The sequence below is a fragment of the Streptomyces sp. NPDC028711 genome (assembly GCF_055565415.1).
Genome location: NZ_JBVHUJ010000007.1, coordinates 18,774 through 37,502, shown reverse-complemented (window position 1 = coordinate 37,502; position 18,729 = coordinate 18,774). Strand labels below are relative to the sequence as shown.

Below are 18,729 nucleotides of genomic sequence, written 5' to 3'. Positions count from 1 at the left end.
GGCCGGAGCCGAACCCCCCGCAGCGTCCGCCGCAGGCGCAGCCTCGGCCGGAGCCGGACCCGCCGCAGCGTCCGCCGCAGGCGCGGCCTCGGTCTCAGTCACCGCCCCCGCAGCGTCCGCCGCAGGCGCAGCCGCCGCCTGCGAATTCGCCCGCGCCCGTGGAATCTGCGGGTTGTCGAACGACGCCGCCACCAGATCGTCCGCCGCCCGCCGGGCCGCCGCTTCCGGCGTGTCCGAGGACGAGGACGAGGACGTGGTCGTGGACGTCGACGCGGACGTCGACGTGGTCTCACGCGTCTGGGGCGGGACGGAGGTTGCCGTGGACTCCTCGCGGTCCCGGCCGAATACCTTGCGCAGCATGCTCCGAATACCCATGGGCGAACCCTTTCGCATGAGTGGGGTGCAGTGGGAATGTCCGTACTGGGCGTTTCGGGACGTTCATCCCTGGCCAGGGCGGACACGTAAGGTTAGCGGCCGCCCCCTCCCTCCTCCGTGACCCGGTCGCCCCCGGTTGCCGTGCATTCATTCGGCGTTCACTCGGTCGCCGTTCCTGTGCAGATCTACGCACATAGCGTCGCCGCCGAAGGAATCCCCACACCAGGAGGACGAAGTGCGCAAACTGCTGCCCCTGCTGAGCACGAACCCCCACGGAGGCGGCCGTTCCGCTCTCACCTGTCGCTTCCGGTGCGGTGACGCCTGCTTCCACGAGGTGCCCAACACCAGCGACAACGAGTACGTCGGCGACGTCATAGCCGGTGCGCTCTCGCGCCGTTCCGCCCTCCGTGCCGCCGCCGTCGTGACCGTCGCCTCCGCCGCCGGCGGCGCCGTCGTCCTCGGCAGCGCCCCCGAGGCCGTCGCCCGGTCGCAGAAGCCCGCCCCCCAAGGCGGCGCCCGCGGCCTCCGCTTCACGCCCGTCGCGCCCAACACCGCCGACCAGGTCACCGTCCCCGCCGGTTACGCGCAGAACATCGTCATCCGCTGGGGCGAGCCCATCCTCCGCGGCGCCCCCGCCTTCGACTCCGAGAAGCAGTCGGCGAAGGCCCAGGCCGGCCAGTTCGGGTACAACAACGACTTCCTCTCCCTGCTGCCGCTGCGCGGGGAGCACCACCGTCAGGTCCTCGTCGCCAACCACGAGTACACCGACGAAGTCCTGATGTTCCGGGGGTACGACTCCGAGAACCCGACCCGCGAGCAGGTCGAGATCGCCTGGGCCGCGCACGGCCTCTCGGTCGTCGTCGTCCAGGAGGAGCACCGCTCCGGCAAGCTGACGCCGGTCACCCGCCATCACCTCAACCGGCGGCTGCACACCACGAGCGAGTTCGAGCTGACCGGGCCCGCCGCCGGTGGCGACCTGCTCAGGACGTCCGCCGACCCCGAGGGGCGTACCGTCCTCGGCACGCTCAACAACTGCGCCGGCGGCACCACCCCGTGGGGCACCACCCTCCACGGCGAGGAGAACTTCAACCAGTACTTCGCGTACGGCTCGACGCCGACCGACAAGCGGTACGGCGTCGGTACCGGTGCCTCCGAGCGCAAGTGGGAGCGGTTCGACAAGCGCTTCGACCTGCGCCAGGAGCCCAACGAGGTGCACCGCCAGGGCTGGGTCGTCGAGCTCGACCCGTACGACCCCGACTCCACGCCCCGCAAGCGCACCGCGCTCGGCCGCTTCAAGCACGAGGCCGCGCAGCCCCGCCTCACCGACGACGGCCGCCCGGTCGTCTACATGGGTGACGACGAGCGGTTCGACTACTTCTACAAGTTCGTGTCGAGCAAGAGGATGAAGAAGGGGGGCTCCCGGGCCGCCCGTGAGCACAACCTGACCCTGCTCGACGAGGGCACCCTCTACGTCGCCAAGCTGACCGGCGACTCCCCGGCCGCCGAGATCGACGGCACCGGCAAGCTGCCGAACGACGGCGAGTTCGACGGCTCCGGCCAGTGGATCCCGCTCGCCACGGCCGGTCCCGACGGTGCCGTCTCGCACGTGCCCGGAATGACCGCCGAAGAGGTCTTCGTCTTCACCCGTCTCGCCGGGGACAAGGTCGGCGCGACGAAGATGGACCGGCCCGAGGACGTCGAGCCGTCGCCGCGCTCCGGCCGCGTCTACGTCGCCCTCACCAACAACTCCAACCGGGGCAAGGGCACCAACCCCGGCGCCGACGAGGCCAACCCGCGCAACCTCAACAAGCACGGGCAGATCCTCGAACTCGCCGAGCACTGGGACGACCCTGCCTCGGACGGCTTCGCCTGGCGTCTCTTCCTCGTCGCCGGAGACCCGAACGACCCGGCCACCTACTTCGCCGGCTACCCCAAGGAGAAGGTCTCCCCGATCTCCTGCCCCGACAACGTCGCCTTCGACCCGCACGGCAACCTGTGGATCTCCACCGACGGCAACCAGCTCGGCTCGCACGACGGCCTGTTCGGCGTCGCCACCCGCGGCGAGCAGCGCGGTGAGCTCAAGCAGTTCCTGACCGTGCCGAAGGGCGCCGAGACCTGCGGACCGATCATCCAGGACCGCCGTGTCCTGGTCGCCGTGCAGCACCCGGGCGAGATCGACGGCGCCTCCGTCGAGAATCCCGCCTCCGCCTGGCCCGACGGACCCGGCAAGCTCGTCCGCCCGTCGGTCGTCGCCGTGTGGCGCACGGACGGGCGCGACATCGGCGTGTGACCCCCGGGGGCCTGGGTGCGGAGTGGTCTACGCCGTCCCCAGGCCCTCCCTGAACCGTATGAACTGCTCCGCCGGGTCCCCCGTGTACGACCACGGCACCCACGCCGCCCGTCTGCCCAGCATCCCGAGCAGCTCGCGCGCGATCTCCACCTGGCCCGCGTAGCAGGCCGCGTGGGCCAGGAAGTTGAGGTCCCCGGCCTCCTCCGGTGCGACCGGTGCGGCCCCGTCGCGGCCGCCGATCCACCGCGCGTACGTGCGGCGCAGCTCCGTGACCGCCAGTTCGTGCTTCCAGTGCTGGTCGAAGCCGCGCACCGGGCCGCGGCCGAGTGCCCCGTCCGCGATGTACCGGTACTCCTCGACCCGCGCCACCTGCACCAGGACCGGCAGCGGGGAGCCGGGCGGTGCCACGCCCGCCGCGTCGCGGGCGAAGTCGTACATGCTGCCGTGCGTCCCGTGCCACCGGGCCGACCAGTAGCGCAGCACCTGGATGTGCCCCTCCGTGTTGTACGGGTCGCGGCGCCGCAGCTCGTCGAACCAGTGCCGCAGTTCGCGGCGCGGCACCCCGCCCTCGTACAGCCTCGCCACCGAGAGCAGCGACACCCACGGCATCGGGTCGGCGGGCGCCGCCTCTGCCGCGCTCCGGCAGGCGTCGACGGCGGCGTCGATCCGGCCGCGTTCGACGGCGGCGCCCCGGCCCGCCGCGATGGCCGCGTCGAAGACCCGTACCACCTCGGTCGCCGCCCGCAGCACGGCCGCGTCGGGGTTGCCCGGTTCGGCGGCCCGCCAGGTCTCCACGGTGGAGCTTCCGGCGGCGGCGTGCGAGAGGAGCCGCAGCCGGTGGGTGCGGCGGGCCCAGTGGTCGCCGGTGGCCGCGAGCAGGTCCCGTACGCCCTGCCAGCGGCCGATGACGATGTCGTGGCGCGCCTCGGTCAGCGCGCGGTCCCCGAAGTCCGGGTCGAAGTCGGGCACGAAGCGCTCGGGACGCGCGGGGCGCGCGGAGCGTCGGCGTACGGCCATGGGGGCCTCCTTCGGTTCGGATGCCGTCAGAAGTCGGGGAGGGCTCGTCGTCGTGGTTGGGCGGGCTTCGCGCCGTCAGAAGTCCGTCGCGTAGCTCTTGTCCGCGGTGCCGGTACGCGTGCGCGTGGCGGGGCCCGAGCCCTCCGTCGCGGCCATCGCGAGGACGGCGTCCAGGCGGGCCGGGCGGTAGTAGTCGCTGCCCTTCCTCCAGTACACGACCAGCGGGAGCAGGCCGACGAGCAGGCCGCCGAGGCCGATGCTGAGGGCGGTCGTGGAGAGTTCGCCGAGCGATTCGACGAAGGCCCAGAGCATGAACGCGGAGCCGAGGAGCGGCCAGAGGCCGCCGAGGACCAGGTTCTTCACGGAGCGGAAGAGGACCGACTTGTACGCGACGACCGCGGCGATGCCCGCGAGGCCGTAGTAGAACGCGATCTGGAGTCCGATCGCGGAGACCGCGTCGCTGAGGATCCGCTGGACGGAGCCGGCGGCCGCGGCGGCGCAGAACATCAGGAGCGCCGCGCCTCCGACGGCGGCGATGGCGACCCACGGCGTGTTCCAGCGGGGGTGGACGGTGCCGAGCGCGGCGGGCAGGGTCCGGTCGCGGCCCATCGCGAAGAGCGAGCGGGTGACCTGGAGGAGGGTGGTCTCCAGGGTGGCGACGGTCGACAGGACGACGGCCACGACGAGGAGTTTGCCGCCGACGCCCGGCCAGATCTCCTGGCCGAGGACGGCGAGGACGTTGGGGCCGGCGGTGCGGATCTCGTCGGCGGTCAGCAGCACGTTCACGGCGACGGTGAAGGCCTCGAAGAGGACGAAGACGAAACCGACGCCGACGAGCGCGGCGAGCCCGGCCGTGCGGCGGCTGTTCCGGGTCTCCTCGCTGAGGTTGCTGGTGACGTCCCAGCCCCAGTAGTAGAACGCGGCGATCAGGGCGCCCGCGGCGAAGCCCTGCGGGCCCTCGAACTGGCCGAGGCCGAACCAGGACCAGTCGAAGGCGGCGGCCCGCCCCCGGTGCGCGACGGCCGCGAGGACGAAGCCGACCAGGATCAGCATCTCGACGCCCGACATGATCAGTTGGGCCCGTACGGTGAGCCGGGCGCCGCCCAGGACGACGAGCAGCATGATCAGGAACCAGCCGGCGCCGACGGCGGCTGCGAGCGGGGTGCTGTCGGCGAGGTCCGGGTCGATCAGGGAAAGCGTGAGGGCACCGGCGGGCAGGGAGCCCGCCACCATGAAGACGGTGGCGGCGAAGACCAGGGCCCAGCCGGAGAGGAAACCGAGGAAGGGGTGGAGGGTGCGGCCCACCCAGGAGTATCCGGCTCCCGCGTTGACGTCGATGCGGCCGAGGCGGGCGTACGCGAGGACGATGCCGAACATCGGTATCGCGCAGTACAGCAGGGCCGCCGGACCCGCGAAGCCTACGGCGCCGAAGAGCACGGCGGTGGTCGCGGCCAGCGAGTAGGCGGGGGCGCTGCCGGCGACGGCCATCACGATCGTGTCGAAGGTGCCGAGGACATTGGGCTGGAGCCCTCTGCTCGTGGTGGTGCGCATGGCGGGGTCCTCGGGGCGCGGGGGGTGAGGCGGGCGGTGGCGGTGCGGTGGCGAGGTGGTGACGGGGCGGGGGCGGGACGGAGGCGGGGCGGGGCAGGGCGGTGGCAGGGCGAAGTGGCCCGTCCGCCGGGCCGGTTGCCGACGGCGGCGGGCGCGGATCACGGTGAATCGAGCGCATCGTAGTCGCCCGGGTGGATTCCGGTAACGGCGGTGGGGAGGGTTCCGTTCGGTGACCGCCGGTAAGTCCTCCCGTACGCCCCCGCGGGGAGGTTTACCGCAGGTCGGGACCGGCGATCGCGCGGGCCGCGCGGACCTCCTGGCGGAGCGGCGCGAGGACTCCGTTCTCGTCGCCGGGGAGTTCCGCGCGGACCTCCACGAGGGTCTCCGACTCCCGCAGTCCGTGGGCGAGTTCGCGCAGCTGCCGCTCGACGGCGGCGACCTCCGCCGGATCGGGGGCGGGGGCTCCGTGGTCGACCCTGATGCGCGCGGCCGTCGTCGCGTCCACGATCCGCTCGGAGGCGACGACGAGCGGCCACCAGGCGGCGGCCCGGGCCCCGGTGGGAGGCGGTTCCGTCAGGGCACGCTGGAACTCGGACCGGACCGTCGACAGATCCCGGTAGAGCTTCCGCCGGGCCCGCAGCCGCGCGCCCTGGTCCGCGCCGTCCCCGGAGAAGGCGTCCCCGGAGAAGGCCAGGGACACGTACGCGGCGGTGTCGGCGACGGCGTCCGCGAGCCGGTCCCCGATGCGGGTGTGCCAGGACTCGGGCCACAGCAGGTAGCCGGCGATCAGGGCGATGCCGCAGCCGATGAGCGAGTCGTACAGGCGGGGCATGATCAGGCCGAAGCCCTGCTGGTTGAGGGTGTCGGAGAGCAGCAGGATCACCGGCGTGATGGCCGCCGTCTGGAAGGCGTACCCCTTCGCGGAGAAGGCCGGGATGAGGGCCGCGAGCACGCACATCACGGGGACGTCCCACCAGCCGCGCGGGACCTCGGCGAGCACGAGGGCGGCGAGGAGCAGACCGAGGGCGGTGCCGAAGGCGCGGAGCACCGCCCGGGAGAAGACCGAGCCGAAGTCCGGCTTCAGGACGAAGGTGACGGTCAGGGCCACCCAGTACGAGCGGGGCACGGCGATCAGCGAGACCAGGGCCTGTGCGAGCCCGATACAGAGCGCGAGCCGCAGCCCGTACCGCCAGGACGCCCCGGAGAACAGCACGGCGCGGGTCGTCCTGCGGACGCGGACCCGGAGCGCGGCGGGCCGGCCGAGCCGGTCGTCCACGTTGTACGGATCGGGGTCCGCCTTGTGGACGACGGCCGCCGCGTACCGCAGGGCGTGGTCGACGGCCTTCTCCGAGGGCCGCTCCGGGGCCGGCAGATCGAGTACGGGGACCCCGGTGCGGCCCTCCTCGACGGCGTCGGCGAGCTCCCGTACGGCCGCCGGGATCAGGGCGGGCAGCGGGCCGTGGAGCCGGGCGCGCAGATGCGCGGCGGGCGCGGCCTCGGCGAGAGGGATGACGACGTTCAGCTGCGCGAGCAGCCGGACCAGGGACGGCGCGCGGCCGTGCTGCCGGGCCCGGTGCGCCAGGATCAGGTCGTACGCCTGGTTGAGCGAGGCGGTGACCGCCTGCCGCTTCTCGTCGTACGCCGACGTGCCGGTGGCCTCGTACAGGTCGGCGACGGCGCGGTAGGTGGCGGCGACGGCGGCACGCTCGGGCACGGCCCGGCGCAGCGGCCAGCCGAGCAGCGTGAGCACGAGGACGAAGAGGCCGCCGAGGCCGAGGAGGACGGGCGCCTTCCACCACGGGTCCGGCATGGGCAGACCGGCGCCGACGACGGCGTTGAGGAGCAGCAGAAGCCCGGACACGGAGGCGACGGCGCCGATCGAGGAGATCATCCCGGAGACGAGCGCGACGAGGGTGAGCGCGGCGACCGCGAGCCAGCCGTGACCGAAGACGAGGGTGCCGAGGGTGACGCCGACGGCCCCGAAGAGCTGCGGCACGGCGATGTTGAAGACCCGCATCCGGTAGGCGTCGGCGGTGTCACCGATGACACCGGACAGGGCGCCCATCGACACGAGCGCCCCGTACGCCGGCTGCCCGGCGGCGAGCCCCACCGCGAGCGGCGCGGCGAGGGCGACGGCGGCGCGGAGGACGGCGGCCCAGGGGACCGGCGCGGGGGCGGGCTTGAGCCCGGCGGTGAGCCAGACGGGCGGAGCGACCCGTACGGGCCGTGCGGGACGAGCCATACGACCAACTTACGGGGGCCGCCCCACGTGCGGGGGGGCGGCCGCTGTCGCCTACCGGGGGGCCAGGGGCAGGCCGTCCGGTACCGCGATGCCGAAGTCGGTCGTCAGTACGCGCGCGATCTCGTCGTGCCCCGACAGTTCGCGTTCCTTGCGGGTGCCGTCCGGGCGGGTCTCGACCAGGTGGCCGCCGCTGAGCGCGAGATGGGCCTCGGGCGTCGTGCGCTGGACGTAGAGCAGGTGGGAGAAGGGGGAGCGGGGGTTGGTGGCGATGTGCCAGTTGATGACGTCGAAGTCCGGGGCCTCGAACGGCTCGACGGTGAACGCGTACTGATCGGTCCACGCGTCGTCCTCGTACGCCTGGAGCACCCACATCTCCAGCGGCCCCCGGTGCGGCTCGTGGACCAGGCGATGCCGGCGCGGCGCGTCCCGGAACTCGGTGTCCGCGATCAGCGGGACCGCTTCGAGCAGCGCCCCGGAGGCGCCGAAGCCGACGTCGGCCACGTACGGGACCGGCTCGCCCGGCACGTCGACGAGGAGCAGCATGTGGGTGCGCGGCCGTATCGCGCCGTGGGCGCCGAGGACGACGCGGGCACAGAGGAGTGTGACGCCGAAGCCGAAGGCGTCGAGGACGGCGGCCAGCATGGTGTTGTGCTCGTAGCAGTACCCGCCCCGGTCCCCGCGGACCAGCTTCGCCTCCAGGTCGGGCAGGGCGAGGGAGGGCGCGGAGCCGCCGAGCGGGTCGAGGTTCTCGAACGGGATGCCGTGCATGTGCGCACGGTGCAGCGACCGCAGGGTCGCGGCGTCCGCGCGCCGCTCCCCGGTCCAGCCGACGCGGGCGAGGTAGGCGTCGAGGTCCAGGCGGGGGGTGGACTCGGCGTCCGGGCGGGGGGTGGACTCGGCGTCCGGGCGGGGGACGGACTCGGCGTCCGGGCGGGCGGTGGACTCCTGAAGCGTTTCGTCGTTGCTCGTCACGTTCCGACCCTACGCAGCCGGGGGCGGGACGGTCATCGGCCCGCGTACGGTGATCGTCCTGGTCCTTTGGGCCTAGGGCGTGTCCGGTGGCCCGTGAGGCCCGTCTTCCGGACCGCGCTCAGTTGCGGTAGGACTCGACCTCGGTGGCCGGGCGGATCGTCGCCGTGTCCGGGTCCTCGCCGAACTCCTCCTTCGCCCGCCGCTGCCGCAGCAGGTCCCAGCACTGGTCGAGGCGCACCTCGAGTTCGGCGAGGCGGGCGAGTTCTTCGGGGAGGAGACCGCCGGTGCGTTGCCGCAGGGCGCGTTCCTCCTCGACGAGGGCACCGATGTCGTCCAGGATCTCCTCGTTCTCCATGTCTTCCAGCGTGGCCGATCAGCGGCCGCCGCGCAGGTCGAGATCGGTGAGGACGGCACGGTGGTCGGAGCCCGCGAGGTCGAGGAAGCGGATGCCCCGGACGGTGAAGTCCCGGCTGACCAGGACGTGGTCGATCTGCACGAACGGCGGCAGGGGGCCCTCCATGGGCCAGGTCGGGGTGCGGCTCGCGTCCGCGAGGCGGGCGGCGTCCTGGAGGTGGCCGTCGCGCAGGACCGAGCGGAAGGCGGCGTGGTCCTGGGAGGCGTTGAAGTCCCCGGCGACGAGGAGGGGGCCGGTGTGCTGCCGGGCGGCGCTTCCGATCCGGCCGAGCTCCCGCTTCCACAGGTCGACCTGGCCCGGCACCGGCGGCAGCGGGTGGGCGAGTTGCAGGCGTACGGGCAGGCCGGCGATCACCGCGGTGGCGCCCGGCATGCCCATGACCGCCGGGATCACCCGTTCGTCGGTCAGCGGGTACGCGCTGAGCAGGACGGAGCCGACGGCACCGCCGGCGTCGACCGAGGTGTAGTGGGGCAGTTCGGCCGCGAAGGCGGTGGTGAGGGCGCGTCCGCAGACCTGGTCGCATTCGGAGACGAACACCAGCTGGGGCCGCTCGCGCCGGATCGTCTCGGTCAGCGCCCCCGTGCCCTGGCCGTACTCGACGTTGGCGGCGAGCACCCGGACCTGGGTGAGGGGCGCGCCGTACGCGGTGACGAGCTGCGGCTGGTAGGGCAGGGCGGCCCAGCCGGTGGCGGTGAGGACGAGGACGGCCGTGAAGGTGAGGACGCGGCGGCGGGCGACGGCGGCGAGGAGCACCGCGAGCCCGGCGGGCACGGCGAACCAGGGCAGGAGCGCGAGCAGCTGCGGTACGGGGGTGGTCGCGTCGGTGTCGAGGAGCCGGCAGCCGGCGAGGAAGGCGGGCACCACGAGGAGCAGCCCCGCGGCCCAGGCGGTGAGGCGGTGTCTGGGCCGGAGAGGCGGCGGTTCGGGGGCCGCCGGGGCGGCGCTCGTCACGGGCGGGGGTTCCGGCACGGCGGCAAGGGCTCGGTCCACGCCCTCAGTGTCGCAGTGCCTGGGTGATCTCCGCCTTGGTGTCGCCCGACAGCGTCCGATTGCTGCGCGCCGTACCGGACTTGGACGCGCCGGGTCCGACGGCGTCGATGGTGACGACGACCGAGTCGAGGAAGTTTCCCTCGCCGTCCCGGAAGGTCACCATGACCGTGTAGTCGGCGTCCTTGTCCTTGGGGTTGGTCGCGGTGATCTCGGCGACCGTGCGGTCGCCGTCGGTGCTCGTCGGCCCGGCTCGCACGTCGCCGCGGGCGTTCGCCCCGTCCTTGACCTCGTTCATCTTGTCCTGGGCGGCCGAGGCGACGGCCGCGGTGGCGGAGGAGACGACCTCGCCCGCCTTGTCCGCGATGGTGTCGCAGCCGGTGAGGGCGAGGGCCGCGGTCGCCGCGAGGGAGAGGACGGCGGTCGTCGTGCGTCTCAGGGGCGGCCGCCTTGTGGGCGGCCGTTTCACGGGTGGTCTCCGCATGGGGCCGGTCCTCAGAGTCTCTCGTCGCGGCCGTACGCGTCGTCCGTGGCCAGGGCCCAGATCACGAAGACCGAGATGGCCATGGAGAAGAGCGCCCACCACGGGTGGTACGGCAGGAAGAGGAACTGCAACAGGATGTTGAGGGAGGCGAGCGCGATACCCGCGACCCGGCCCCATTCCGCGCCCTTGAGGATGCCGTAACCGGCGATGGCGATGATGACGCCGAGGATCAGGTGGATCCAGCCCCAGGCGGTGAGGTTGAACTTGAAGACGTAGTCGCCGACGCGGGTGTAGATGTCGTCCTTGGCGATGCCGGCGATGCCCTGGAAGACGTCCATGAGGCCGGTGACCAGCATGAGGACGCCCGCGAAGAGCGTGCCGCCGGCGGCCCAGGCGCCGGAGGAGGAGTGCGGCCTGCGGGGTGGTGCCGTGTTCTGGCTCATGGCCCCATCGTCGGCGCGTGCGCGCGGTTCCGAATCTTCAGCTGGGCCGGACGAGTGAGCGGAGATAGCTCTCCAGTACGGCGTCGAACTCCTCGGGCCGCTCCAGGTTGGGCAGGTGCGTGGCCCGTTCGATGACGGCGAGCGTGGCGTGGGGGAGCAGCGCGCGCATCTCCTCGGCGTCGGCGACCGGGGTGTACGTGTCGTCCCGGCCGACGACCACGAGCGCGGGGAACGGGACCGTGGTGAGGGTCTTCCGGTAGTCGGGGCGCTCGGCCCGGCCACGGAGGGCGGCGGCCGCGGCGACCGGGTCGGTGGCGCACATCATGCGGTGGACGTGGGGTGCGGCGTGGGTGTTGTACGGGGCGACCATCCGGTCGAGGACCTCGTCGGCGTACCCCCGCATGCCCTCGCGCAGGAGCCGGTCGGCCATGGCGTTCCGGGCCGCCTTGCCGTCCTCGGTCTCGGCGGCGGGGAAGGTGTCGGCGAGGACGAGGCCGCGGACGCGGTCGGGGTGGCGGCGGTAGAGCTCCATGGCGATCTGGCCGCCCATGGAGAGGCCGGCGAGGACGCAGGTGCCGATCCCCAGGTCGTCGAGGAGGGCGACGAGGTCCTCCGCGAAGACGCCGAGGTCGGTGGAGTGGGGGTTCGGGCCCAGGGGGGTGGCGCCGTAGCCCCGCAGGTCCGGGGCGATCACCCGGTGCGTACGGGAGAAACGGTCGATCTGCGGCCGCCACATCGTGTGGTCGAAGGGGTGGCCGTGGACGAGGAGGAGGGCGGGGCCGGTGCCCTGGTCCTCGTAGAAGGTCTCGGCGTGGACGGTGGTGGAGAAGGGCATGGCCGCAGGCTAGGCAGCGGCAACTGCTCGGTGCAATAAGATCTTTGCTCTCGGTGCAATGGGGCGACGCATGGCTTGGGCGAGTGTGCGGGTGCGGGTGCGGGTGCGGGTGCGTTGCGGTGTGTTTGCGATGCGCGGTACGAGGCGCGTGCGATGCGCGTGCGACGCGTCGTGCGATACGGAGGGGTGGCCGTGGAGGAGTACCGGAGGATCGCCGACCGGGTCGAGACGGCCGTACGTGACGGGCGGCTGCGCCCCGGTGACCGGCTGCCGCCGCAGCGGGTCTTCGCGCGGCGCCACGGGATCGCGAACTCCACCGCGATCCGCGTGTACGGGGAGCTCGCGCGCCGGGGCCTCGTCGTGGGGGAGGTGGGACGCGGCACGTTCGTCCGGGCAGCGCCCCCGCTGCCGGGGCCCGCGCTCGCCGAGGCCACCGGGGCCGCGCCCGTCGACCTCCAGCTGAACTACCCCGGCTTCGAGGGCCAGTCGGAGCTGATGGCCCGCGCGCTGGCGGCCCTCGGCCGGCCCGACGTCCTGGCCGAGGCCGTCTCCCGGCCGGCCGCCGCCGCCGGCACCCCGGAGGCCCGCGAGGCGGCGGCGACCGTCCTCGCCCGGCCGGGCTGGGCGCCCGACTCGGAGAGCGCGATCTCCGCACCCGGCTGGGCGCCCGACCCGGAGAGCGTGCTCTTCGCCGGGAACGGTCGGCAGGCCATCGCCGCCGCGCTCTCCGCGCTCGTCCCGCCCGGCGGCCGCCTCGGCGTCGAGGCGCTCACGTATCCGCTGGTCAAGGCGGTGGCCGAACGGCTCGGCATCCGGCTCGTGCCGCTCGCCCTCGACGCCGACGGGGTACGGCCCGAGGCCCTCGCCGCGGCCCACCGGGCGGCGCCGCTCGCCGCCGTCTACCTCCAGCCGACCCTCCACAACCCGCTCTCCTCGACCACGGGGGAGGAGCGCCGCGCCGCCCTGGCCGAGCTCCTTCGGGGCCTGGACCTCACGGCCGTCGAGGACACCACCTGGGCCTTCCTCGTGCCCGACGCGCCCGCCCCGCTCGCCGCGCACGCCCCCGAGCGGGTCGTCCTCGTCGACAGCCTCTCCAAGCGGCTCGCCCCCGGCCTGACCGTCGGCTACCTGGTGGTGCCGGAACGGCTGCGCGCCGCCGTCGCCGACGCCCTGCGCTCCGGCGCCTGGACGGCGGGCGGTCTGGCGCTCGCCGCCGCCACCCGCTGGGCCGGGGACGGCACGGTCACCGAGGCGGTCGCGGCCAAGCGGGCGGACGCGGAGGCCCGGCACGCCCTGGTCCTGCGGCGGCTCGCGGGACACACCCTGCGGACCTCCCCGTACGCGTACTACTGCTGGTGGGAGCTGCCCGCGCCCTGGCGGGCGGAGACCTTCACGGCCGCGGCCGCCGCACGCGCGGGCGTGGCGGTCACTCCGGGCAGCGCCTTCGCCGTGGGGGCGGGTACGGCCCCGGACGCGATCCGGGTCGGCCTCGCCTCGCCGCCCCACGCGGTCCTTGACGACGCCCTCGGCCGCCTGGCGGCGCTCGCGGCGGAGGGCGCCTGAGCCCGGCGCCGGAATTCCCTTGGCAAACCTGATCCTGGATATGTAAGGTCCAGGATCATGAGAATGAGCGAGGGTGTGGAGTGGGCGCTGCACAGCTGCCTGAACCTGGCGTGGATCGGGCCCGGCCGGGCGGTCACCGCCGCACGTCTCGCGGCCTATCACGAGCTGCCCTCCGCGTATCTCAACAAGCAGCTCCAGGCGCTCGCCCGCGCCGGGATCGTCACCTCGGTCTCCGGGCCCAAGGGCGGCTTCCGGCTCGCCCGCGGCCTGGACCGGATCACTCTGATGGATGTCGTCGCCGCCATCGAAGGACCTGACGAGGCCTTCCGCTGCACGGAGATCCGGCAGCAGGGTCCCGGCGCGGGCGCCCCGGGGACGTACGCCGCCGAGTGCGCCATCGCCGGTGCCATGGGCAGGGCCGAGATGGCCTGGCGGCGGGAGCTCATGGCCCAGACCCTGGACGACGTACGGCAGCGGGCGGAACTCCAGGCGCCGACCGCGCCCGACCGGCTACGGAACTGGTTCGCCCACGTGTGACACGACTGCCCTCCACGTGTTGGGAGGGCGCTCGAAAGCATCATTCTGGACATCACACATCCAGGTTCATGTTCCACCGTCAGGATCGCCGCACCCCCCGGAAGGAACGATCAGCCATGACCGCCCAGACGACCCCGACCCCGACCCCGACCCCGACCGCCGTCGCCGACGGATCCGCCGACCCTCGGCTCATCACCAACCCCGGCACCCTCCACGACCCCACCCCCTTCGGCTACAGCCACGCCGTCTCCGCCCCCGGAGAGCTCGTCTTCATCGCCGGCCAGTACGCCTCCGACGCCACCGGCGCTCCCGTTCCCGGCGACTTCGCCGCCCAGGTCGAGCTCTCCCTGACGAACCTGCGGCTCGCCCTGGAAGGCGTCGGCCTCGGCCTGCGGAACGTCGTCCGCCTCGGCTCGTACGTCGTCGGGCACGACCTCGCCAAGCTGGAGGTCCTCGGCAAGGCCCTGCACGCCCACTTCGGCGAGCGGCTGCCCGCGCAGACCCTCAGCGGGGTCGCGGCGCTCGCCCTGCCCGGCATGCTCTTCGAGATCGACGCCGTCGCCGTACGGCCAGGCGACTGATCCGGCGACGCGCCTGGTCACGCGCCCGATCCCGCGGCTGATCCCGCGGCTGATCCCGCGCCCGATCCCGCGGCTGATCCACTTGCGGGGCGCCGGGCGCGGGTGTGCCCTGGAGGGTGCGGGAAGCAGCAGGGGGGCGAGAGACGAAGGAGCTCCTGCCATGGCCGCACACGCAGCGGTACCCGCCCGGCGGCGCCGGACCAGCACGCCGCAGGGGCGCACGCAGGGCCGCACGCACGGCTGGGGCGCCCCGATCACGATCGGCGTCCTGTACGCCCTCTACGCGTCGACCGTCGCCCGCCACGGCGGTGCCGCCACCCTCGGGCAGCTGTGGCTCGGCCTCGTCTCGGCCGTGGTCCTCGCCGGCGCTATCTACGCGCTCCGGCGCTACGGCCGCGCCCTCCCCCGCGAGCTGCGGGCCGTCGCCTGGGGCACCCTGACCGGCATCGCGGTCGGCTTCCTGTTCAGCCTGTCCGGCGCCAGCGTCCTGTCGTCGACCGGGCTCGGACTGGCCTTCGCCGGGGTGAACGCGGCCGGTGCCTTCTACCTCTTCTACACCCACGAGGACGCCACGGGCCGCCCCGCGCCGTACTGACCACGCCCTCCGCTCCCTCCGCCGTGGCGGCGCCGCCGGTGGTAGGCGACCGCCACGGCGGCGAGCAGCACGGGCCAGGCCGCGAGCGGCGCGTAGCAGGCGATGAGCAGGGCGTCCTGCGCCGGAGTCGCCGGGATGCCGGGGCCGAGGTCCGCGTACGAGGCGTACACGCCCCACCCGGCGATGGCACACAGTCCCGCCACCCCGGCGAGCGCCGCGCCCGTCGCCGCGGCCGGGTTCACCCGCCGCCCGCCGAGGAACGGCATCCACCGGGGGAAGACCTCGCCCCAGGAGCGGACGAGCCCCAGGGTGAGGAGGGCGAGCAGCTCGGACACGACGCTGAGGGAGACGACGTACACGGACTCCCCCACGCCCAGCGACCCGAGCCCGGCGTCCTGCGTGACGGGGAGCCCGGCGACGAGCGCGAGCCGCCACAGGCCGGACGGGAGGGTGGCCAGGGGAACCGCGTGGGCGGCGAGAACGGCCCAACGGGGCACACCGGGAAGCGCCTTGATTCTCATCATGGACTCAGCGTCCCGCCGCGCCCCCGCCCGGTCGTCGCCCCGGCGGCCGGTCCTCCTCCACCGGCCGGGGGAGCCGGGGTCCTCCGATACGGCGATACGCGGCCGGGGGCCGGGGGCGGGAGGGCGGCGCCTCCGCCCTGGCGATCCACCGGACGGTGTCGGAGACTGGCAGAAGTGCTCGATCCCGGACCCGGAGGGGGAGGAGCGGTATGACCGACCTCGCCATCGAGACCGAGGGCCTGGTCAAGGTCTTCGGCACGAACCGCGCCGTCGACGGCGTCGACCTGCGCGTTCCCGCCGGAACCGTCTACGGCGTCCTCGGACCCAACGGAGCGGGCAAGACCACCGCCGTCAAGATGCTCGCCACCCTCCTCCGCCCCGACGGCGGCCGGGCCCGCGTCTTCGACAAGGACGTCGTCAAGGACGCCGACACCGTACGCGGCCGTGTGAGCCTCACCGGTCAGTACGCCTCCGTCGACGAGGACCTGACCGGCACCGAGAACCTGGTCCTGCTCGGCCGGCTGCTCGGCCACACCCGGCCCGCCGCCCGCGAGCGCTCCGCGCAGCTGCTCGCCGCGTTCGGACTCGGGGACGCCGCCGACCGGCAGATCAAGAACTACTCGGGCGGCATGCGGCGCCGTATCGACATCGCCGCGTCCATCCTCAACACCCCCGACCTGCTCTTCCTCGACGAACCGACGACCGGCCTCGACCCGCGCAGCCGCAACCAGGTCTGGGACATCGTCCGTGCCGTCGTCGCCCAGGGCACCACCGTGCTGCTCACCACCCAGTACCTCGACGAGGCGGACCAGCTGGCCTCCCGCATCGCCGTCATCGACCACGGCAAGGTGATCGCGGAGGGCACGAAGGGCGAGCTGAAGGCCTCCGTCGGCTCGGGTTCGGTGCACGTACGGCTCCGGGACCCCGAGCAGCGGCCGGCGGCCGAGCGGGTCCTCCAGGCCGCCCTGAAGGCGGCCGTCACCCTCGAACCCGACCCGGTCGCGCTCACCGCCACCGTCAACGGCCACGGGACGGACCTCGGCGCCGCCGAGCAGGCGGCGCGGGCCCTGGCGGAGCTGGCGCGGGCCGGGATCACGGTCGACAACTTCGGGCTCGGCCAGCCCAGCCTCGACGAGGTGTTCCTGGCCCTGACGGACAGACGGCCCGCGGACGACACCGAACGGAAGGGAACGACGGCATGAGCTCCGTCGCCACCACCAAGGACACCCGGCAGACCGACCCCCTCGCCTTCGAGGCGCCCAGGGCGGAGGACCTGGCCGCGCTCCTCGTCGGCCACGAGCGCCCCCCGCGCCCCAGCGCGCTCTCCGCGTCGCTGACGTTCGGCTGGCGGGCCATGCTGAAGATCAAGCACGTGCCGGAGCAGCTGTTCGACGTGACGGCGTTCCCGATCATGATGGTGCTGATGTACACGTACCTCTTCGGGGGCGCGCTCGCCGGTTCCGTCTCCTCGTACATCCAGTTCCTGCTGCCGGGCATCCTCGTGATGAGCGTCGTGATGATCACGATGTACACGGGCGTCTCGGTCAACACCGACATCGAGAAGGGTGTCTTCGACCGCTTCCGCACGCTGCCGATCTGGCGGCCGGCGCCGATGGTCGGCTACCTCCTCGGCGACGTCGTGCGCTATCTGATCGCCTCGGCCGTGATGCTGACGGTCGGCATGATCATCGGCTACCGGCCGGACGGCGGGGCCGTGGGCGTGCTGCTTGGGGTCGCGCTGCTCCTAGTGTTCTCGTTCTCCTTCTCGTGGATCTGGACCATGTTCGGACTGCTGCTCCGCAGCGAGAAGTCCGTCATGGGCGTCAGCATGATGGTGATCTTCCCGCTGACGTTCCTGTCCAACGTCTTCGTCGACCCGAGGACGATGCCGGGCTGGCTCCAGGCCTTCGTCAACAACAGTCCGGTGACCCATCTGGCGACCTCCGTACGGGAGTTGATGGCCGGCGACTGGCCGGCGGCCGACATCGCTTGGACGCTCGGCTGGTCCGCGGTGCTCGTCGTCGTCTTCGGCGCGGTCACCATGAGGCTCTACAACCGCAAGTAGTGCCGGATCGGTCCTCCGCGCGTGCCGGATCCTCCGTGTTGACCTTCCCGTGCGGGGAAGGCCCAGCATCGGCGGTGCCGGGCAGGGAGCCCGGCACGGGGAGGAGAGAGCCGTGCGCGACGCGGAACCCATGCCGATGCCCACGCCCATGCTGACCATCGGGGACTTCGCCCGCGCCACCCGGCTCTCCGCCAAGGCACTGCGCCGTTACGACGAGCTCGGCCTGCTGCCGCCCGCCCGCGTCGACCCGTTCACCGGCTACCGGTACTACGCCGAGGAGCAGGTCGACCGGGCCCGCCTGATCGCCTGGCTGCGGCGGATCGACATGCCGCTCGCCGAGGTCGGACGGGTCTGCGCGCTGTACGGCACGGACCCGGCGGGCGCGGCCCGCGCGATCCGCGGCTACTGGGCGCGGATCGAGGCGGAGACGGCGGCGCGCAGGGGCCTGGCGGCCTCCCTGGTGGAACGCCTGAAGGGACCCACCGAGATGACGATGACCTCCGAGACGGCCGCAGGGGTGCACTCCCCCTGGACGCTGCGCACCGCCGTGCGACTCGACCCCGGCCTGGTCCGCCCCTCCCAGCAGGACGCGGCCCACGCGGGCCCGCACCTGCTGGCCGTCGCCGACGGGTACGGGCCCGAGGGGGAGCGGGCCGCGCGCGCGGCGGTCGGCGCGCTGGTCTCCGTACCGGCGCCGGATCCGTCGGCGCGCACCGGCGACCTGCTCAACGCCCTGGAGGACGCGGTGCGCGGGGCCGACGGCGCGGTGTCCGGCCTGGCCGATTCCGGTACGACGCTGACGGCCGCGCTCTGGACCGGGAGCCGTCTCGTGCTCGCCCACCTGGGCGACTCGCGGGCGTATCTGCTGCGGGACGGCGTGCTCGTCCGGCTCAGCCGCGACCACACCGTCGTCCAGGCGCTGTTGGACGCGGGCGAACTGGACCCGGCGGAGGCCGCGGACCGGCCCGACCGGGCGCTGCTCCTGAAGGCCCTGGACGGCGGAGGCGTACCGCCCGAGCCGGAGCTCGGGGTGCACGAGGCGCGGCCTGGGGACCGGTATCTGCTGTGCACGGACGGCCTTTCGGCGGTCGCGCCGGCCGAGGGGATCAGGCGGGCGCTCGCCGGCGGCAGTGACCCCGACGACGCGGTCGGTGCGCTGGTCGAGCTGGCGCGGGACCTGGGCGGCCCGGACAACGTGGCGTGCGTGGTGGCGGACGTGGTGCCGGCGGTCGGGTAGGAGGGGGCGGGCCGGA

The 18,729-nt window shown here is 73.5% G+C and carries 18 protein-coding genes; 8 read left to right on the top strand and 10 right to left on the bottom strand.

From position 1 onward, the window contains the following. The first annotated feature begins 610 nt into the window (after window positions 1–610). Entirely contained in the window at window positions 611–2,665 is a 2,055-nt protein-coding gene (locus tag ACZ4VK_RS22070; RefSeq protein ID WP_468354427.1) for a PhoX family protein, read from the top strand. Between the two features lie 27 nt (window positions 2,666–2,692). Here the strand turns inward: ACZ4VK_RS22070 and ACZ4VK_RS22065 are convergent, their stop codons facing one another. From ACZ4VK_RS22065 to ACZ4VK_RS22025, 9 genes are all read right to left on the bottom strand, one after another. Then, a complete protein-coding gene (locus tag ACZ4VK_RS22065) occupies window positions 2,693–3,682 on the bottom strand; it encodes a hypothetical protein (protein ID WP_468354424.1) in 990 nt (329 codons plus the stop codon). Between the two features lie 75 nt (window positions 3,683–3,757). Next, window positions 3,758–5,233 (bottom strand): APC family permease, encoded by a 1,476-nt coding sequence (locus ACZ4VK_RS22060; protein ID WP_468354421.1) that lies wholly within the window; start codon window positions 5,231–5,233, stop codon window positions 3,758–3,760. A gap of 271 nt (window positions 5,234–5,504) precedes the next feature. Next, the gene (locus ACZ4VK_RS22055) at window positions 5,505–7,475 is read right to left on the bottom strand and encodes an FUSC family protein (protein ID WP_468354419.1); all 1,971 of its coding nucleotides are present in this window, start codon (window positions 7,473–7,475) and stop codon (window positions 5,505–5,507) included. A gap of 51 nt (window positions 7,476–7,526) precedes the next feature. Beyond that, window positions 7,527–8,333, bottom strand: a complete 807-nt coding sequence (locus tag ACZ4VK_RS22050) for an arylamine N-acetyltransferase family protein (RefSeq protein ID WP_468355311.1) — start codon at window positions 8,331–8,333, stop codon at window positions 7,527–7,529. Window positions 8,334–8,565: 232 nt separating this feature from the next. Continuing rightward, a complete protein-coding gene (locus ACZ4VK_RS22045) occupies window positions 8,566–8,802 on the bottom strand; it encodes a DUF2630 family protein (RefSeq protein ID WP_468354416.1) in 237 nt (78 codons plus the stop codon). 18 nt (window positions 8,803–8,820) lie between these two features. Further along, window positions 8,821–9,852, bottom strand: coding sequence for an endonuclease/exonuclease/phosphatase family protein (locus ACZ4VK_RS22040; protein ID WP_468354413.1), 1,032 nt, complete (start codon window positions 9,850–9,852; stop codon window positions 8,821–8,823). A gap of 4 nt (window positions 9,853–9,856) precedes the next feature. Then, window positions 9,857–10,318 (bottom strand): hypothetical protein, encoded by a 462-nt coding sequence (locus ACZ4VK_RS22035; protein ID WP_468354410.1) that lies wholly within the window; start codon window positions 10,316–10,318, stop codon window positions 9,857–9,859. Between the two features lie 26 nt (window positions 10,319–10,344). Beyond that, window positions 10,345–10,776 (bottom strand): DUF7144 family membrane protein, encoded by a 432-nt coding sequence (locus ACZ4VK_RS22030; protein WP_468354407.1) that lies wholly within the window; start codon window positions 10,774–10,776, stop codon window positions 10,345–10,347. 37 nt (window positions 10,777–10,813) lie between these two features. Next, window positions 10,814–11,611: an alpha/beta fold hydrolase gene (locus ACZ4VK_RS22025; RefSeq protein WP_468354404.1), complete on the bottom strand. Its 798-nt coding sequence runs from the start codon at window positions 11,609–11,611 to the stop codon at window positions 10,814–10,816. 153 nt (window positions 11,612–11,764) lie between these two features. Between ACZ4VK_RS22025 and ACZ4VK_RS22020 the strand changes: the two genes are divergently transcribed. The 4 genes from ACZ4VK_RS22020 to ACZ4VK_RS22005 all read left to right on the top strand — a co-directional run bounded on the left by ACZ4VK_RS22020 (window position 11,765) and on the right by ACZ4VK_RS22005 (window position 14,887). Then, on the top strand, window positions 11,765–13,174 hold the full coding sequence (locus ACZ4VK_RS22020) for an aminotransferase-like domain-containing protein (RefSeq protein WP_468354402.1): 1,410 nt from the start codon (window positions 11,765–11,767) through the stop codon (window positions 13,172–13,174). A 63-nt stretch (window positions 13,175–13,237) separates the two neighbouring features. Beyond that, a complete protein-coding gene (locus ACZ4VK_RS22015; RefSeq protein ID WP_468354400.1) occupies window positions 13,238–13,711 on the top strand; it encodes an RrF2 family transcriptional regulator in 474 nt (157 codons plus the stop codon). Window positions 13,712–13,827: 116 nt separating this feature from the next. Beyond that, window positions 13,828–14,292, top strand: coding sequence for a RidA family protein (locus tag ACZ4VK_RS22010; protein WP_468354398.1), 465 nt, complete (start codon window positions 13,828–13,830; stop codon window positions 14,290–14,292). A 160-nt stretch (window positions 14,293–14,452) separates the two neighbouring features. Then, window positions 14,453–14,887, top strand: coding sequence for a hypothetical protein (locus ACZ4VK_RS22005; protein ID WP_468354396.1), 435 nt, complete (start codon window positions 14,453–14,455; stop codon window positions 14,885–14,887). Here ACZ4VK_RS22005 and ACZ4VK_RS22000 read toward each other — a convergent pair. Next, window positions 14,845–15,411, bottom strand: a complete 567-nt coding sequence (locus ACZ4VK_RS22000) for a hypothetical protein (RefSeq protein WP_468354394.1) — start codon at window positions 15,409–15,411, stop codon at window positions 14,845–14,847. The genes ACZ4VK_RS22005 and ACZ4VK_RS22000 overlap by 43 nt on opposite strands. A gap of 209 nt (window positions 15,412–15,620) precedes the next feature. Here ACZ4VK_RS22000 and ACZ4VK_RS21995 point away from each other — a divergent pair, with 209 nt between their 5' ends. The 3 genes from ACZ4VK_RS21995 (at window position 15,621) to ACZ4VK_RS21985 (ending at window position 18,713) form a co-directional block, all read left to right on the top strand. Further along, window positions 15,621–16,613 (top strand): ATP-binding cassette domain-containing protein, encoded by a 993-nt coding sequence (locus tag ACZ4VK_RS21995; RefSeq protein ID WP_468354392.1) that lies wholly within the window; start codon window positions 15,621–15,623, stop codon window positions 16,611–16,613. Next, the gene (locus ACZ4VK_RS21990) at window positions 16,610–17,476 is read left to right on the top strand and encodes an ABC transporter permease (protein ID WP_468354390.1); all 867 of its coding nucleotides are present in this window, start codon (window positions 16,610–16,612) and stop codon (window positions 17,474–17,476) included. The genes ACZ4VK_RS21995 and ACZ4VK_RS21990 overlap by 4 nt, the downstream gene beginning before the upstream one ends. 148 nt (window positions 17,477–17,624) lie before the next feature. Continuing rightward, entirely contained in the window at window positions 17,625–18,713 is a 1,089-nt protein-coding gene (locus ACZ4VK_RS21985) for a MerR family transcriptional regulator (protein WP_468355308.1), read from the top strand. Window positions 18,714–18,729: the final 16 nt, after the last annotated feature.

Bases quoted from the DNA above. Each gene is read 5' to 3' on its own strand.
- ACZ4VK_RS21990 (WP_468354390.1), top strand. From the start codon at position 16,610: ATGAGCTCCGTCGCCACCACCAAGGACACCCGGCAGACCGACCCCCTC.
- ACZ4VK_RS21985 (WP_468355308.1), top strand. From the start codon at position 17,625: ATGCTGACCATCGGGGACTTCGCCCGCGCCACCCGGCTCTCCGCCAAG.
- ACZ4VK_RS22005 (WP_468354396.1), top strand. From the start codon at position 14,453: ATGGCCGCACACGCAGCGGTACCCGCCCGGCGGCGCCGGACCAGCACG.
- ACZ4VK_RS22065 (WP_468354424.1), bottom strand. From the start codon at position 3,682: ATGGCCGTACGCCGACGCTCCGCGCGCCCCGCGCGTCCCGAGCGCTTC.
- ACZ4VK_RS22025 (WP_468354404.1), bottom strand. From the start codon at position 11,611: ATGCCCTTCTCCACCACCGTCCACGCCGAGACCTTCTACGAGGACCAG.
- ACZ4VK_RS22015 (WP_468354400.1), top strand. From the start codon at position 13,238: ATGAGCGAGGGTGTGGAGTGGGCGCTGCACAGCTGCCTGAACCTGGCG.
- ACZ4VK_RS22000 (WP_468354394.1), bottom strand. From the start codon at position 15,411: ATGATGAGAATCAAGGCGCTTCCCGGTGTGCCCCGTTGGGCCGTTCTC.
- ACZ4VK_RS22020 (WP_468354402.1), top strand. From the start codon at position 11,765: ATGCGCGTGCGACGCGTCGTGCGATACGGAGGGGTGGCCGTGGAGGAG.
- ACZ4VK_RS22060 (WP_468354421.1), bottom strand. From the start codon at position 5,233: ATGCGCACCACCACGAGCAGAGGGCTCCAGCCCAATGTCCTCGGCACC.
- ACZ4VK_RS22055 (WP_468354419.1), bottom strand. From the start codon at position 7,475: ATGGCTCGTCCCGCACGGCCCGTACGGGTCGCTCCGCCCGTCTGGCTC.
- ACZ4VK_RS21995 (WP_468354392.1), top strand. From the start codon at position 15,621: ATGACCGACCTCGCCATCGAGACCGAGGGCCTGGTCAAGGTCTTCGGC.
- ACZ4VK_RS22045 (WP_468354416.1), bottom strand. From the start codon at position 8,802: ATGGAGAACGAGGAGATCCTGGACGACATCGGTGCCCTCGTCGAGGAG.
- ACZ4VK_RS22030 (WP_468354407.1), bottom strand. From the start codon at position 10,776: ATGAGCCAGAACACGGCACCACCCCGCAGGCCGCACTCCTCCTCCGGC.
- ACZ4VK_RS22010 (WP_468354398.1), top strand. From the start codon at position 13,828: ATGACCGCCCAGACGACCCCGACCCCGACCCCGACCCCGACCGCCGTC.